The sequence below is a fragment of the Pantoea alfalfae genome, assembly GCF_019880205.1.
GTDB lineage: Bacteria > Pseudomonadota > Gammaproteobacteria > Enterobacterales > Enterobacteriaceae > Pantoea > Pantoea alfalfae.
Genome location: NZ_CP082292.1, coordinates 3941683 through 3956532 on the forward strand (window position 1 = coordinate 3941683; position 14850 = coordinate 3956532).

General features: G+C 59.0%; 5 protein-coding genes and 1 pseudogene. All 6 read right to left on the minus strand.

Features of this window, described 5'->3' with window-relative positions; genetic code table 11:
* Nucleotides 1-11: 11 nt before the first annotated feature.
* Nucleotides 12-251 (minus strand): hypothetical protein, encoded by a 240-nt coding sequence (locus K6R05_RS18345; RefSeq protein ID WP_222924781.1) that lies wholly within the window; start codon nucleotides 249-251, stop codon nucleotides 12-14.
* 4 nt (nucleotides 252-255) lie between these two features.
* The gene (locus K6R05_RS22505; RefSeq protein ID WP_508618511.1) at nucleotides 256-663 is read right to left on the minus strand and encodes a tRNase toxin domain-containing protein; all 408 of its coding nucleotides are present in this window, start codon (nucleotides 661-663) and stop codon (nucleotides 256-258) included.
* 254 nt (nucleotides 664-917) lie between these two features.
* Nucleotides 918-2370 (minus strand): annotated as a pseudogene (locus K6R05_RS18350) (hemagglutinin repeat-containing protein); the annotation flags it as partial.
* Nucleotides 2371-2499: 129 nt separating this feature from the next.
* On the minus strand, nucleotides 2500-2850 hold the full coding sequence (locus K6R05_RS18355; protein WP_039390400.1) for a hypothetical protein: 351 nt from the start codon (nucleotides 2848-2850) through the stop codon (nucleotides 2500-2502).
* Nucleotides 2850-13013 carry a hemagglutinin repeat-containing protein gene (locus K6R05_RS18360; RefSeq protein WP_262390879.1) on the minus strand — a complete coding sequence of 3388 codons (10164 nt, stop codon included), beginning with the start codon at nucleotides 13011-13013 and terminating at the stop codon, nucleotides 2850-2852. Before K6R05_RS18360 ends, K6R05_RS18355 begins: the two co-directional genes overlap by 1 nt.
* Before the next feature lie 58 nt (nucleotides 13014-13071).
* On the minus strand, nucleotides 13072-14802 hold the full coding sequence (locus K6R05_RS18365) for a ShlB/FhaC/HecB family hemolysin secretion/activation protein (protein WP_222924782.1): 1731 nt from the start codon (nucleotides 14800-14802) through the stop codon (nucleotides 13072-13074).
* Nucleotides 14803-14850 lie beyond the last annotated feature (48 nt).

The window sequence follows — 14850 nt, forward strand, 5'->3', positions numbered from 1 at the left end:
TTCATAGTCAGTTAAGATATTTTTAGTTCTTCCGTCGCTTCGGCTATTATTTGTAAAAAACTACTTAAGCTAAACTTCATTTTATCCTGTTCAGCCAATACCCTAGCATCCGAAAAAAACTCAATCTCAATATTATCAGGTCCTTTATCTTTGTTTAATTGGCAAAGTATTTGATCCTTATAAGTGATCTCGGCTGTAATTTCTTCATATTTAGAATCACTGAAGAAGGTTATTTCAAAGTCATTATTCATATTTTCATCTCGGATTTTTAGGATCTAAGAAACCAGAAAATGAACCATCTGAGTTATAGCGCACCCCTCTTCCATCAGGAAGCCTGTACTCTACACCTCCTCTGGAAAGATCTGTTTTTATAGTATTAGTACTATTCAAAACTTCGTTTACAAACTTATTTGCAGCTTCGCTTTTTTGAGCTGGGTTACCTTTTAATGGTTCAAAAACACCGCCAGGCCTGCCAGCATGTTTCTCCCATGCTCTGGCCGCTGCGGATAGACCCTGTTCGTTAATTGGCTTGTTGGCTGAAGAAACAAGATCATCTTTCTTGAAACGATCAAAATTATTGTTCTGGCTACTTTCATTGTTCCGCGCATTCTCCTCATCCTGCGGTTCCCATCCACCCGGCGCTCCCGATCCTGCACCGCCCAGCTCAGCTTTCTCCGCATCCGTCAGATCCTTCGCCACATTCGGATCGCGGGAGTTTGCAGCTTCGTCACGCGCTTCAACGATTGAAGGGCCATCAGTGATCGGCAGCGTATCCGCTTCAGTTCCTGACCCTTTCAGAGCCTTATCCAGTTCTGATGCAATGTTGTTATTCGCATCCTGAACAACTTTATCTCCCGGACTCGTCGGCAGTCCCGGAACAGGCACTGGCATGTACCTTGGCAGTAAAAGGTTGTTATTTTCAGCGACGTTTTCCCCGCCTGAGCCCCCGCCACAACATCCGTCGTGCTGTCACCCACAACGCCGCCAGCCAGACCCGCCGCTAACGTTCCCAGCGCACTTATCGTCTGTCGCTGCTCCTCAGACAGGTCTTCACGTTTAACGCCCGGATACATCTGCTGCGCGATGTACTCGCCCATCACCGCGCCCGATGCGCCCGCCAGCGCCGCGTTGCCCGCCGCGTACGAGGTTACCGCACCCAGCACCGCGTGCGCCATCAGGTTCGCCTGGACATTAACCTTACCGTTCGCGTCCGTCGTCAGTTCATGTATCTTTTCCGCCAGGTACGGTGCCGACGCGCCGCTTATCGCCTGCGCCACGTTCCCGCCCGACAGGCCCTGCACCGCCGCCGTCACTGCGCTGATGCCCTGCTGCAGCGACGAACCCGTGCCGAACGGCTTCATCGCGTTGTCATACGCCCGCTGCGATATATCGGCTTCCGTATAAGGGTTACCGCTTGCCGCCAGCTGCTCACGCGCCGCCTGAAGAGCAGCCGGATCCTGCTGCGCCTTCAGGCCCGCTATCTGGCCCTGCGTCCGGGCGATATCCCCCGCCTGAGCCCCGATTTCCCCGATAAGCTGCGCCGCCTTCAGCCGGTTCTGCTCCTTCTCCTTGTCGAAGATGACGTCCAGCCCCGGATTCGCGTTCGCTACGTCGCGGCTGAGGTCCGCCACGTTCTGCTTCTGCTTCGATGTGTCGCGGATTACGATCGTGCCTTCGCTCACCGCTGCCTTCGTGGTGGAGTCCGCGCTGCCGCTGTCGTTCAGTCCCGCCAGCATGCCGTTCGCCATGTTCCCGGCGAACTGACCGCCGATGCCGCCGCCCGTGCTCATGCCCGCACTCTGATGCTCCACCTCATATTCCGCATGGTTCTCTATATCGCCGAAGCCCAGCGTGCCGGTGTCGAGCCGGTTCTTATCGGCGGAGGCCGTTGAGCTGATGACCGCGCCGTTCAGCTGCGTGTGCTCACCCACCGTGACGTCAAAACCGCCCTTCCCGGCAAATATCCCGGTCTGCTCCGCCACGCTCTGCCAGTTGCTGTGCATCTTATCCCGGCTCACGTTCACGTTCGCCGACCCGGTCATTGAGCCGGTTGCCCGCGTCAAGCGTGGTTTCGCTGTGCGTCAGCCCGTTGCCTTTTTCGCTGCCCTTCGCCGCGTTGACGCTCGCCGACACGCTGATGCCGTAGCCGCCCGACCCCACGCCGATGCCAACACCGACGCTGCCGCCCTTGCTGCTGTTTTTACTGTCGGTGCTCTGCGTGTTCTGCGCCGACTGCAGCAGGATGTCCCGCAACGCATCCAGGCCTAGGTCGCTGCCCGCCTTCAGCTGGCTGCCCTGCACGAGAATGTCGCCCGCGCTGCCCGGCTGCGCGCCGATGGCGAGGTAATTATTGGCGGCGACTGGCTCACCGAGTCCGGCATCGTCAGCGCTGAACAACCGGAAGTAAGCGCTCCACTCTGTGTGCTAGAGTTGCAGCGGCGAGAAGTGGAGGTTTTCAAAGCGTAAAAACAAAACCCCGACCAACAAGGCCGGAATTCTTCATATAATCAAAGAACTACTACTTGCTGATATATATGGCTTTACGCGTATCACGACCTTTGTAATAACTCCATTAGCAATTATTTCAGTAAATAAATACTCCCCTGATTTATCATTTTTTATACTGAATGAACTAACTCCATCAATAGAATTATGTACAAGTTCATTTCCATCAAGTTTTATAGCGTACTGAATCCATCCTTCAACAGCACTGAAAGAGAAGTCGATAACCACCCCTTTTTCATCTTTAGCCGTATATAAATAGCTTATATTATCTCGTTCAAAAGAAACTGGCTCACTTTCAAAAAAAGAGAGTAACTCTATCTCATCAGGTTTTTTTTCTATAAACATTATTGAGTTGCTCCATTTTTCGGTATTGTAGTAATAAAACGATGCGAACCATTACTCATAACTTCAAAAGTGCTTTCAAACATTGTTGCCTTACCAGAAGGCCCCATAAAGAAAGACTCCCTCACTTCGAAACTGCCGTACTGATCAGTATATTTTTTCACAATATTACTTGGGTTTTTTGTTGCTGTCGTGAAGTGTTCAGCAAGCATTGCATGCCCACTTACATCATCAGTAACTCCTAATCTCTTCATTTCTAAAGAAAGTTGATTTGTGCGATCTAATGTATGAGGATTTCCTGTTGATCTTCCAAAAAGGTAATCAAATTTTTTCGCATCAACTACAGAATTAGATATTGTCTGTATGGCAAGAGCATCAGGTATTTTCTTGCCTGGCAGGAACAACCCCGCCAACATTCCACCCGTTGCTTCCAGAGCAAGCTGGTTACCTTGTGCAGCTTCTTTAACCTGCCCGGCAACAGCTGTCCAGGTTTCACTTTTCATCAGGGCTTTCAGCGTATCTGCCGCAGCTTGATTTTTACCCGACAGATCGCTTAACGCCTGAGTACAGTAGCTATCACCCATAGCGCAGGAGGTAAGCGCCATTGCCGCATCAGCACCGTAATCTGCCCCACCTAATGCCGCATCGCCGGTATCAGTAAGCGCATTAATAATGCCGTTGGCGATGGAAGAGGTTGTGCCCTCACCCAGCTTTTCCCTGACCTGACTCTTCAGCGATTCAGCTACCTGCTTCGCCGTTTCACGGGCTTTGTCACCACTCAGCGAGTTGAACTCCAGCGCATTTTTACCCCCCTGCGCCCCCGCCACCGCATCCGCCGTGCTGTCACCCACAACGCCGCCAGCCAGACCCGCCGCAAGCGTCCCCAGCGCGCTTATCGTCTGCCGCTGCTCTTCAGACAGGTCACTGCGCTTAACCCCCGGATACAGCTGCTGCGCGATGTACTCGCCCATCACCGCGCCCGAGGCTCCGGCCAGCGCTGTATTGCCCGCCGCGTACGAGGTTACCGCACCCAGCACCGCGTGCGCCATCAGGTTCGCCTGGACATTAACCTTACCGTTCGCGTCCGTCGTCAGTTCATGTATCTTTTCCGCCAGGTACGGTGCCGACGCGCCGCTTACCGCCTGCGCCACGTTCCCGCCCGACAGGCCCTGCATCGCCGCCGTCACCGCGCTGATGCCCTGCTGCAGTGACGAGCCGGTGCCGAACGGCTTCATCGCCGTGTCGTAAGCCTGCTTCGCTATTTCATCTGACGTCGGGTTCAGCTTCCCTTTTCCGGCCAGCTCCTCTTTCGCCGCCTGAAGAGCAGCCGGATCCTGCTGCGCCTTCAGGCCCGCTATCTGGCCCTGCGTCCTTGCAATATCACCCGCCTGACTGCCGATTTCCCCGATAAGCTGCGCCGCCTTCAGCCGGTTCTGCTCCTTCTCCTTGTCGAAGATGACCTCCAGCCCCGGATTCGCGTTAGCCACGTCGCGGCTGAGGTCCGCCACGTCCTGCGTCTGCTTCGATGTGTCGCGGATAACGACAGTGCCTTCGCTCACCGCCGACTTCGTCACCGACGAGGCGCTGTCCGAGCCGCTCAGCCCCGCCAGCACCCCGTTCGCCATGTTCCCGGCGAAGTCCCCCCCGATGCTGCCGCCGGTGCTTATCCCCGCGCTCTGATGCTCCACCTCATATTCCGCGTGGTTCTCAATGTCGCTGAACCCCAGCGTCCCGGTGTCGAGCCGGTTCTTATCGGGGGTGGCCGTCGAGCTGATGACCGCACCGTTCAGCTGTGTGTGCTCACCCACCGTCACGTCAAAGCCGCCCTGACCCGCAAAAATCCCGGTCTGCTCCGTCACGCTCTGCCAGGTGCTGTGCATTTTATCCCGGCTCACGTTCACGTTCGCCGAGCCGGTCATGGAGCCGAACGTGAAGCTGCCGCCCGCGCCGGCACTCTGCTGCCTGCTGTCGTAGCGGTCGCTGTCCTGCTCCGAGGTCAGCGTCAGGTTGCGGCCCGCGTCCACCTTCACGCTGTTGCCGCTTGCCTGCGCGCCCGTGAGCGTCGTGTCGCGCCCGCTGGTCAGGCTGAGCCGGTTGCCCGCGTCCAGCGTGGTCTCGCTGTGCGTCAGCCCGTTGCCTTTTTCGCTGCCCTTCGCCGCGTTGACGCTCGCCGACACGCTGATGCCGTAGCCGCCTGACCCGACGCCGATACCGACCCCGACGCTGCCGCCCTTGCTGCTGTTCTTACTGTCGGTGCTCTGCGTGTTCTGCGCCGACTGCAGCAGGATGTCCCGCGACGCCTCCAGGCTCAGGTCGCCGCCCGCCTTCAGCTGGCTGCCGGCGATGCTGATGTCGCCGCTCTGCGCCGTACCGTTTTTGCCGGTTGCCGTGACGGCCAGATTCCGGCCCGCCGTCAGCGTGCTGCCCTGCGACCGACTGCTCTCAGTCCGCGTTTCGCTTTTCGACGACTGGCTGCCGTACGAGGCGCTGACGCCGATGGTGTTGGTCGAGCCCGCCTGATAGCCGTCCTGCCCCGGCTTCAGGTCGCCGGCGGCATTGTGTGCGTTTGCGGCGGCAGTGTTCAGCCCGTCCATCTGAGCCGCCTGCGCCGCCTGCACACCGTTCAGCGCCGCCTGGGTGTTCTGCAGCGCGCTGACCCGCCCGTCGCCCGACTTCCTGGCCTGCTGCGCGCTGCTCACCGCCGTGTTGAGCGCGCTGCCTGCCGTGCCTGACAGGGCGATGCTCAGACCGCTCTGTTTCTGCTCGAAGGTTTCCTTACGGCTGCGTGAATCAAAGCCCGGGTCGATAGTTACGCTGTCGCCCGTCAGGTTCATGTCTTTACCCGCTACCAGGTCCGCGCCGCCGACGTGCAGCCGGTTGCCCGCCGTGACGTTCACGCTGCCCTGGCTGCTGCCGACGGTGCTGACGCTCTGGCTCTGGGTGGTGCCCTTCTCATCAATCTCATGACGGGTCGACTGCTTGCCGACGGTGAAGCCGATGCCGCCGCTGCTCAGCAGGCCGCTCTTTTTCTTCTCTTCCAGCTGGTAATGGCTCTCGGTCTCCGTCGCCGCACCAATCTCCACGTCGCGCCCGGCCCGCAGATTGACGTCCTGGTCGGCAGCCACCGCCGATCCGGTCACCGTCAGGTCGCGTCCGGCGATGACCGTGACGCTTTCGCCGCTCAGCAGGCTGCCGTTCTCACGCGTGGTGACGTCCCGCGTCACGCTGTGACCGCTGCTTTTGTTCAGCAGACCTTTATTCTCTGAGCGTTCTTCACTGTAGAGCGACTCACGTTCGGTGGCGGTGTTCAGTACCACGTCCTGTTTTGCCTGCAACCCGACCGCGCCCTGTTCGCTGTGCAGCGTACTGCCGGTGACCGTGACGTCGCCCTCGCGCCCGATCACCGTCACGCCCTGCTGCCCGCTGAAGGTGCTGCCGGTGCTGCTCTCACGTGCAGTTTCCTCTTCACGGTGAGTGCGGGTATTACCCTCGCGCTTGTTTTCGCTGTCCTGAGCTACCAGGCTGGCGCGTGCGTCTTTAATGGTAACGTTCTGCGCGCTGACGCCAATGCGGCCCTCGGTACTGTCAACCTGCGCACCTTCGGCCAGCAGGTTATTACCCGCCGCCAGCGTCACACCCTGAGCGCCGCTCAGGGTGCTGAGCAACAGACGATCTTCCTGGCGACTATTGCTGACCGACGAGGTCCGGCTGTCGGCCTCAAGATGGGTGGTATTGGTGGTGGTTTTAGCACCGATGCGAATGTCTCCGCCAGCCTGAACCCGGGCGGAGCCGGAGGCGCTGGCCTGGCTGCCGGTCAGCGTCAGGTCACGTCCGGCCGAGAGCAGAAGGTTGCCACCGGCGTTAAGCTCGCTGCCCTTTGCCTGCTGCCACTCACCGCTGACCTGCGCCATGCGCCTGCCCGCTTCTTCCATGCCGCTGCTGGTGCGGTTGCCCATCGCCCCGGAGATAACCTCCAGGCTGCCGCTGTGGCTGCTTTTTGCGGTACCGATCTCAAGGTTATTGCGTGCGCTCAGGCTGAGATTATCGGTGGCGTCCAGCTTCGCGCCCTGCAGCCGGATATCGGTACCGCTGAGGCTGATATCCCCAGCACTCATCGTCGCCTGACGCAGGGCATTCTGCAGATCGGTGCTGATCGTGAGGCTTTCCGCCTGCACATCGATGCTGCCCGCCTTAATATCGCCGCTCAGGTGCTGAAACTGCCCGCTGTCGATGGCGAGTGCCTTATCCGCAAACAGATTCCCGGCGCTGGTCATGCTGTCTGCCGAGAGCTGCAGATTACCGCCGCCAATCACCGCGCCATCACCGGTCAGGCGCAGGGTAGTCTGAGCCAGATAGACTTTCGGCACCCACACGGTCTGCGGACCCTCTGCCGTCTCCACCGTTTCGCTGACCAGCCAGACGATATCCTGCTGCAGCGCCGCAATCTGTTGCGGCGTCAGCGCCACACCCGGCACCAGATGGAAATCCTGCGCCACTTTTGAGCCGTTATTCATTAGCGCCTGATACTGCTCCATTGCATCCCAGCCGTTAACGGAAGGCCTGCCGGTCAGTTTCAGGACCTGCTCGCGCACCAGGCGCTGCTCATAAAAACCGTCGCCCAGCCGTTTATGCACCTGTGACGGGTCATAGCCCACGCGTTCGAGCAGATAGTCGCTGCTGATAAATTTGCTCTGGCTGGTGAAGCGCTCGTCAGTCACCACCAGATACGGGCTGCCCGCCGCAGTGTGCTGGCTGAACAGGCCGTTATCGGGGAGGGTTGTGGCGACTTTCTCCAGCTGTTGCAGCGCCGTCAGTGCCAGCTCAGCCGGTAACAGCGGGCGACCCGAGGAATTACCCGCCGCAAGCTCTGTGTCGCCGTCATGGTGAGCGACGCCGTCTACGGCAAAAGCCAGCGGGTTACGTTCATACTCTGCGCGTTCGGCATCCACCGCCTGCAGCGCCGCCTCAAGCTGGCTGATCTGCGCCTGATTAACGGTGGTGTTACTGATGCTCGCTCCGCTGATACTGACATTACCGTTGCCGGTAATGATGCCATCAATGGTAGCCAGGGCCGTGGTCTCATCAGAATTGAAGGTCGGGTACCAGTGATGGGTATTCTGGTCATAATGGTCGACAATCACTTCCTGGCGTCGCTCATTGACCGAATAGCCCCGGTTATCAATGCTGCCACCGCCGTCCACGGTCAGATTGCCGTTAGCCGTGATCACGCTGGCGTCATTGAGTAATGCGCCGATGATGCGTAGCACCATGTCGCCACCCGCAAGAATGCGCGCGCCGATACCTTCACTGACCAGCCGATCACGCGTCACCGTGCCGGTTACGCTACGCTCACGGAAATTGTTGTAATCAGTGACGAAAAGCGCATTGTCGATGTCGATATGCTTTTCGGGATCCCACTGCTCAAGACGTCCACTGTTGGCTTCGCGCCATACCGTGTTCTGATAAGGGGTTGGCACATTTTTTTGCCGCAACCCACGGGTTTCATAGAACGTCATGGCATAGGTGCCGTCGGCATTGGGGTTCAGCGCCAGATAGTTAACCCACAGATCGGTCAGCACGCCCTGATTGTTCATGACACGAACCTGGGCGCGTTTGCCTGCAGCGTCAATCGCCAGCAGCGTGCCGTAAGGATTATTCTGTGCCGCTGCTTCATCCTGGAAGGTCAATTGCTGAGTGGTCGACGCCATAGTGCTGAGATCCGTATTGGTCTCTCCGCCATAAGAGCGCCAGTAATAGTTATAACGATGCCAGCTGTAGTCGCTGCTCTCGGCCTCGCGCTCTATCACCAGTCCTTCGCGCAGGTTGTCGAGCCGCCGCGCCTCCAGCGTCATATCACCATCTGCTTCGATAAAACTCGCCCGGTTCTCGATCAGGTCATCGCTGTGCAATGACAGGCGATCGCCGCTGTAGAGCAATGCACCCTCTTTGTTGCTCAGCCGCTCGCTGGCCTGCAGCGTCAGGCTTTGCGTTGCGGCAATGACCGCAGTCTGTCCGTGATTATCGATAACCCGACCACGCACGGTGACCTCATCGCCTATCACGGTGGCGAGGTTATCCAGCGAGTCGACATTCAGCGTCAGGTTGTCGGCTTCAAGCCGCCCGCTGTTCAGAAGCGCACCCGTCGTGAGCTGAACGGTTTTACCCACCAGCATCGCCGGGTTGGTTATGCCTGCCGCATTCAGCACAAGATTACCTGGCAGCAGCCAGTCCACCAGGTTAGTAAACGCCCCGCTCAGCGAGAAAGTCACCGTGCCGTTACTGCTGATGGTTTCACCCGCATGGCGGGTGTAGTCCTGTTGTGCAGTCAGCGTCAGAGCTTGCAGGCCTAGCAGCGTGCCGCCCTGATTATCGAAAGAGTGTGCATGGATGTTTAATGCGCCAGCACTCTCCAGCCGTCCGCTCTGATTGAGCAGCACCAGCGGTGAATCAGTCGGTGAGAGATCACCGTTGAGGGTGAGATCGCCATTCGCCAGCACCCTTCCCTGCCGGTTGTCCAGCTGTGCAACACCGCGCAGCATGAGCGTTCCGGCGCTCTGCAGCCGTCCGCTGCTGTTATCGATGTCACGGGCAGCGATGTCGGTAAAGGTCGTACCGAGTAACAGGCCGCCGTCGCGGTTACTCAGACGATCGGCCTGCAGTGAGAGTCCCGCCTGGCTGCTGAGCACACCCTGTGTGCTGTTATCGATCGCCGTGGCCTTCAGCACGAGATCCTGAGTGGCGACCAGCTGGCCGCCCTGATTGTTCAGTTGCGCAGCGTCAAGGGAGAGCGCCGCGCCGCTGTGGACTTTGCCCTGCTGGTTGTTGAGCACATTGAGGTGATAATTTCCCGCGCCCTGACTGATCAGCGTGCCGCTGGCATTCTCCAGTTGCCCTGTTGTCAGATTAATCGCCTCACGACTGCTGAAGATGCCCTGACGGTTAGTGACCGTCGCGGCATTAACCTGCTGTTCACCGTTGCTGCGCACCGCACCGTCGCTGTTATCCATCTGTCCTGACAGCTGCAGGCTGAGCTGTTGCTGGCTGTCGATGTGGCCGCCCGCGTTGTTCAGCGTCTGCGCATCAAGCTGGAGCGCGCCGCCACTCTGCACGTTGCCCGCCCGGTTATCCAGATCCCCGGCCAGGTTCAGCCTTAACTGCCGCTGACTGTAGAGCAGACCGCCCTGGGTATTATCAATACGCGCAGCGGTAATAGTCAGCCCCTCACCAGCCAGCCACTGACCACCCGCATTGTTAATGCTACCGGTGCGGTTGCCTTCGGTCTGACCCTGAACGGTAAGCTGCTGCTGAGCAGAGACTTTACCGGCCAGGTTGTTGATATCTTGCGCAATGCGTAACGCCATGCCAGCAGCCGATTGCAACACGCCGCTGGCGTTACTTAGCCAGTTCGCCGAAAGTTCAGCCTGCTGCTGACTTTGTACGATGCCCGCCGTGTTATCGAAACCGGCAGTCGTAGCAGTCCAGCTCTCCTGGCTGCCCATCCAGCCCTGCGCATTGCTAATTTCCTGCGCCTGGAGCGTCTGGCTTAGCCGACTGAAGATGCGGCCATTACTGTTATCCAGACGGCCCGTGAACTGCATATCCAGCGCGTCCAGCGCATTGATCGCCCCCCCGGCATTCAACAGATTTGCGGCGCTGGCCTGGGTGCTGCCGTTGCTGGTCAGTGTGCCGCTTTGGTTGTCCCAGTCACCCGCCAGGTTAAGCGTCAGTGCCTGCTGGCTAAGAACCTGCCCTGACTGGCGATTGTTTAGCGCGCCACCCTGCATGAGCAGATCGCCGCCGCTTTGCAGCGACCCGCTATCGTTATCAAACAGCGTCGCGGCGGTGCCCTGGATCGCGAGAGCATTTTTCGCCGTGAGTTTGCCGCCCTGGTTGAGGATATCGCCACGACTGGTCAGCGTCAGATCACCGCCAGACTGCAACCGGCCGCTGGCGTTATTGAGTTGATCGGCCGTCGCTGTAACCTGCTCACCACCCTGCACCGTCCCACCGCTGTTCTCCCAGAATCCGCCGCTGTTGAGCGAAAGATGATGACCCGCTTCGATCCAGCCATCGCTGTTGTCCAGGCCCTGTGCCGTCATCAGGCTCAGATCCTGCAGCGCAATCACTTTGCCCTCTGAATTATCCAGCCCGTTTGCCGTCAGGCTCAGATCACGCTGGCTGGTAATCTCGCCCTGCGCATTGTTCAGATGCTGCGCGGTCAGCGACAGCTGGCCGCCGTTCAGGGTGCCCGCGTGATTATCCAGATCGCCGCCCGCGCTAAGCGTCAGCGCATTACCGGCCAGAAGATTACCCTGACTGTTGTTAACCGCGTCGCGGGCAGTGATAGCCAACGACGCCTGGGTTTTGATGGTGCCGCCCTGGTTATTCAGGCTGCCGGTCTCAAGCGTCAGATCGCCGTTGCTGCCCAGCTCGCCCGACGTGTTGTCAAACAGCCCATCAATCCGCCAGTGCTGCGCTGCGTTATCAAGCGCAACCATACGGCCACGCTGATTGTTCAGCGAGGCGGCCTGGAAACTGAGCTGCTGACTCTCAATCGAACCCTCGCTGTTGTCCAGCCCGCCAGACAACGTAAAGCGGCTTTCGCCACTGCCGGTCTGCGACCATCCCGCCTGCTGGCTGAACAGGCTGCGCCCGTCGATCTGCCAGCGTCCGGCGCTAATCTGTGCCTGCTGCGCCTCAATATCTCCAGAGGTGTTTATCACCAGCTCCGCGCCATTAATCACCGCCTGACGCACGGCAACACCCGCTTCCTGAGCAGTCAGGGTGGCGCGGCTGGCAGCGACCTGAGCGCCACTGAGATCGACGCGGCGTCCATGTGCGCTGATCTCTTTTTTGCTCAACAGGCTGCCACTGGCGCGAATGGTCTCCTGGCTCTCCAGTTGCAGACTGGCTTCCTGCACAATCTGGCTGCTGGCGTCGCTGCCTGCCAGCAGGTGTCCACTGCTCTGAATGCTGCGGGCTGCCGTCAGCCGTACGGCACCAGCCGCCGCCAGGGTGCCGGACTGGGTAATCCCGCCTTCACGGCTCTGAACCGTCAGCTGACCGCCACTGTGGAGCTTGCCCTGATAATCAACGCTATCTCTGGCCGTCAGGCTGATGTCGCCTGCGGCCTGCGTGACGCCATCCTGTGCCGTCGATTGCCAGACAAGTTTACCTTCGCTGCTCACTACCAGCGTTTTACCCGCCTGCACCTGAGCGTTCTGATTCCGCACCCCGACGCCTGCTTCGGTGCCAATCATGCGGATCTGGCCGCTGTACATGCCGCCCATCTGACCCATGTCGATCGCCAGTTCAGGTCTGGCGCTGCCGTCGTCAGCCAGCGGTATGACCGTCTGTGTGTCGGCACTGATGCGGTTACGCCCAGCCACCACCGTCAGCTCTTTTTTGGCCCAGACACCCGCATTGATCTCCACCGCGCGGGCCAGGACGTCTACGTATTCAGTATCATGACGGGAATCGCCATTAAGTCCGCCGCCTTCAATGCGCACCACGCCGCGTTCAACCTGATAACCCGCCAGGCTGCCGTCGGCGTTGCGCTGCGGTTTGCCGGTGGTCAGCGTCATCCGTCCGGCGTTGATGGTGCCGCAGCCGTTGCAGACAATTCCTGCCGGGTTGGCAACGATCACCTGCGCCCGTCCGCCCGCCACTTCCATATAACCGCGAAGCTGGCTGGGATTGTTGCTGTTCACTTCGTTGAGGATCACCCGCGCCGGTGCAGCGCCGGGCTTGAGGTTCGGGTTGCCCTGAATCATTCCGGCCAGTTGCGTGGAGGTCATCACTGCGGAGTTATTCAGGATGGCACCGTTCTGCGCGACGTCGAACTGCTGATACTGGTTGTGTGAGATTCCTGCCTGATTGGGCGCAGTAATATTGACCTGCGGCAGCCCGTTCTGAGTCACGATGACGTCCGGCCGCTGACCTGGCGTAGCGTTGCCATCCGCCACAATGCCGTTCGCCAGTGCTGGCCCGGCAAACAGCGCCAGTCCCAGCAGCCACGCCGTGCGGCGTAAAGTAACCCAGAGCCGGGGCGCGCCGTTGCCTCGGCTCTGGCCGGGTTCCGTGCTGCAACTGCGGGCAAGTTCTGACACCACCCGGAGTTCACCATGGGTGCGGCTGAAGATAATGCGATAGCAATGTTTATTCATGGGTCACATCCGTGTGAAAGTCACTGTTTCAGATAGCGGTGATCACCCGCTTTGTTGGTCAGATTTCCAGGTTAACGCTGAAACCCGCCGTCGCGCCTGAGGTATGAAAACCCTCGGGTTTACAGAGCGGCACGCCCGCAAACAGGTCATAGCTGAAGCGACCCCAGAGTGAGCCGCGTACGCCGATGGCACTGCCTGCCAGCTGATGCCCGACCAGGTCCCGCGTCGCGGGTCCGCTTACCCGGCCATAATCGGCAGCCAGATAGAGCTCATGCCCGCGTGAGAAAAGGTTCCAGCCGATTTCGTTGCGCCACAGCAGACCTTTTTCCCCCGACAACATCTGTTCACCGTCAAAGCCGCGTACCGTGTAACGCCCGGCAATCGCCATGCGCTCCTGCGGCGTCAGCGCATTCGGACTCCATTGTCCGCGCACGCTGCTATAGACCCGCCAGGGTTGCTCGCCCAGGGCGAAAGGATGGTTGATGCCGAGGTCGCCCAGCAGTATGCCGGTACGCGCACTGCCCTGATGACGCGACTCTTCTGGTGCAGGAAGCGCATTAAACGCCCCGGTACCGCGCCGCCAGGCGATACTGGCGTCCAGCGTGCTGCTACTCAGATAGCTATGCTGATTCAGGCCCAGTTCCCAGCCCGCAGTGCGCCGCTTTTGCTGCTCAATGTCGATATCGTTGACGGCGTTGGTGGAGTGTTTGCGGTAGCCACGCAGATTAAGCGTGGTTTTGTTCGACTGATCGCGGTAGAGCAATCGGGAGACCGTGAGCTGGAAATTATCGCTCTTGCCGCTGTAGCGCAGCACCTCATTGGCATTGGGGATGTTCTGGTGATAGGTGTAGTCGTTGTAGTTGGCGGAAACGGCCCAGTAGCCTATCGGGAAAAAGTAATTCAGGGTGTGCGAGCGGTTACCGAACGGCCCATGCTCAAACAGATTTTTGCCAATATTGGCGTAAAACAGATCGTTCTGCGCAAAGGGCGCATCCACTGCGAGGGTGGCGGAACCGAGATAGCGCCCGGTACTTCTGGAGCCGCTGTCATCCAGTCCCAGACTGAGCCGTACCGGTCTGCCTTCGTGCCAGTTGACCTGCAGATCGCTGGTGGCTTCCTGCTCGCCCGGCACGATTTTAATGTCAGCTCTGGCGCTGGGCACCCGCTTAAAGTTCTCCAGGCCCTGCTCAATATCCCGCAGATTCAAAATATCGCCCGATGACGCCGGAACGGCATTCCACAGCCGTCCACGCCAGGAAACAGGCTCTTCGAAGCGGATCTGGCTGATACGGCCAGGCTGCAGCGTCAGCGTCAACACGCCCTTCGTCAGATCCTGCTCCTGTGCCATGACGCGGGTGGTCACATAGCCTTTGGCGAGAATCGCATTCTGCACTTTGTTGATGACCAGCACGATGCCCTGCCCGCCCAGGCAACGGCCGGTGGCGTCTGAAGCAGCATCAAGCGCCCACTGAAAACGGCTGGCTTCGTCGCCAGTCAGGGCGATCTGATTGATGGTAAAGCAGGGCTGCTCACTGGCAGGATAACCGGGCAGACGACTATCAGGACGGGGAAGATGTTCATTCGCCTGCGGCGCATTCTGCTGTTGCAGCACGCGCTCGCGCGTCTGCTGACGCAGTTGCTCGCGGGCATCAATCACCTGGCCTTCTTCGCGGGGATTATTGGCTGGCGAGGCTGCCATCAGCGGTAAAGAGAAGCAGAACAGCGCGCCCGCGACTATGGCGAGCAGAGGCTTTGGCGGATGCCAGAGCGATAAACAAATCCTTTTCATGAAAATTCCATTTCACTAACTGTAACCGGGTGTAAATTTTGGCGAATT

Coding starts and splice junctions, on each gene's coding strand:
- K6R05_RS18355 (WP_039390400.1), bottom strand. CDS start 2,850: ATGTTTATAGAAAAAAAACCTGATGAGATAGAGTTACTCTCTTTTTTT.
- K6R05_RS18360 (WP_262390879.1), bottom strand. CDS start 13,013: ATGAATAAACATTGCTATCGCATTATCTTCAGCCGCACCCATGGTGAA.
- K6R05_RS18365 (WP_222924782.1), bottom strand. CDS start 14,802: ATGAAAAGGATTTGTTTATCGCTCTGGCATCCGCCAAAGCCTCTGCTC.
- K6R05_RS18345 (WP_222924781.1), bottom strand. CDS start 251: ATGAATAATGACTTTGAAATAACCTTCTTCAGTGATTCTAAATATGAA.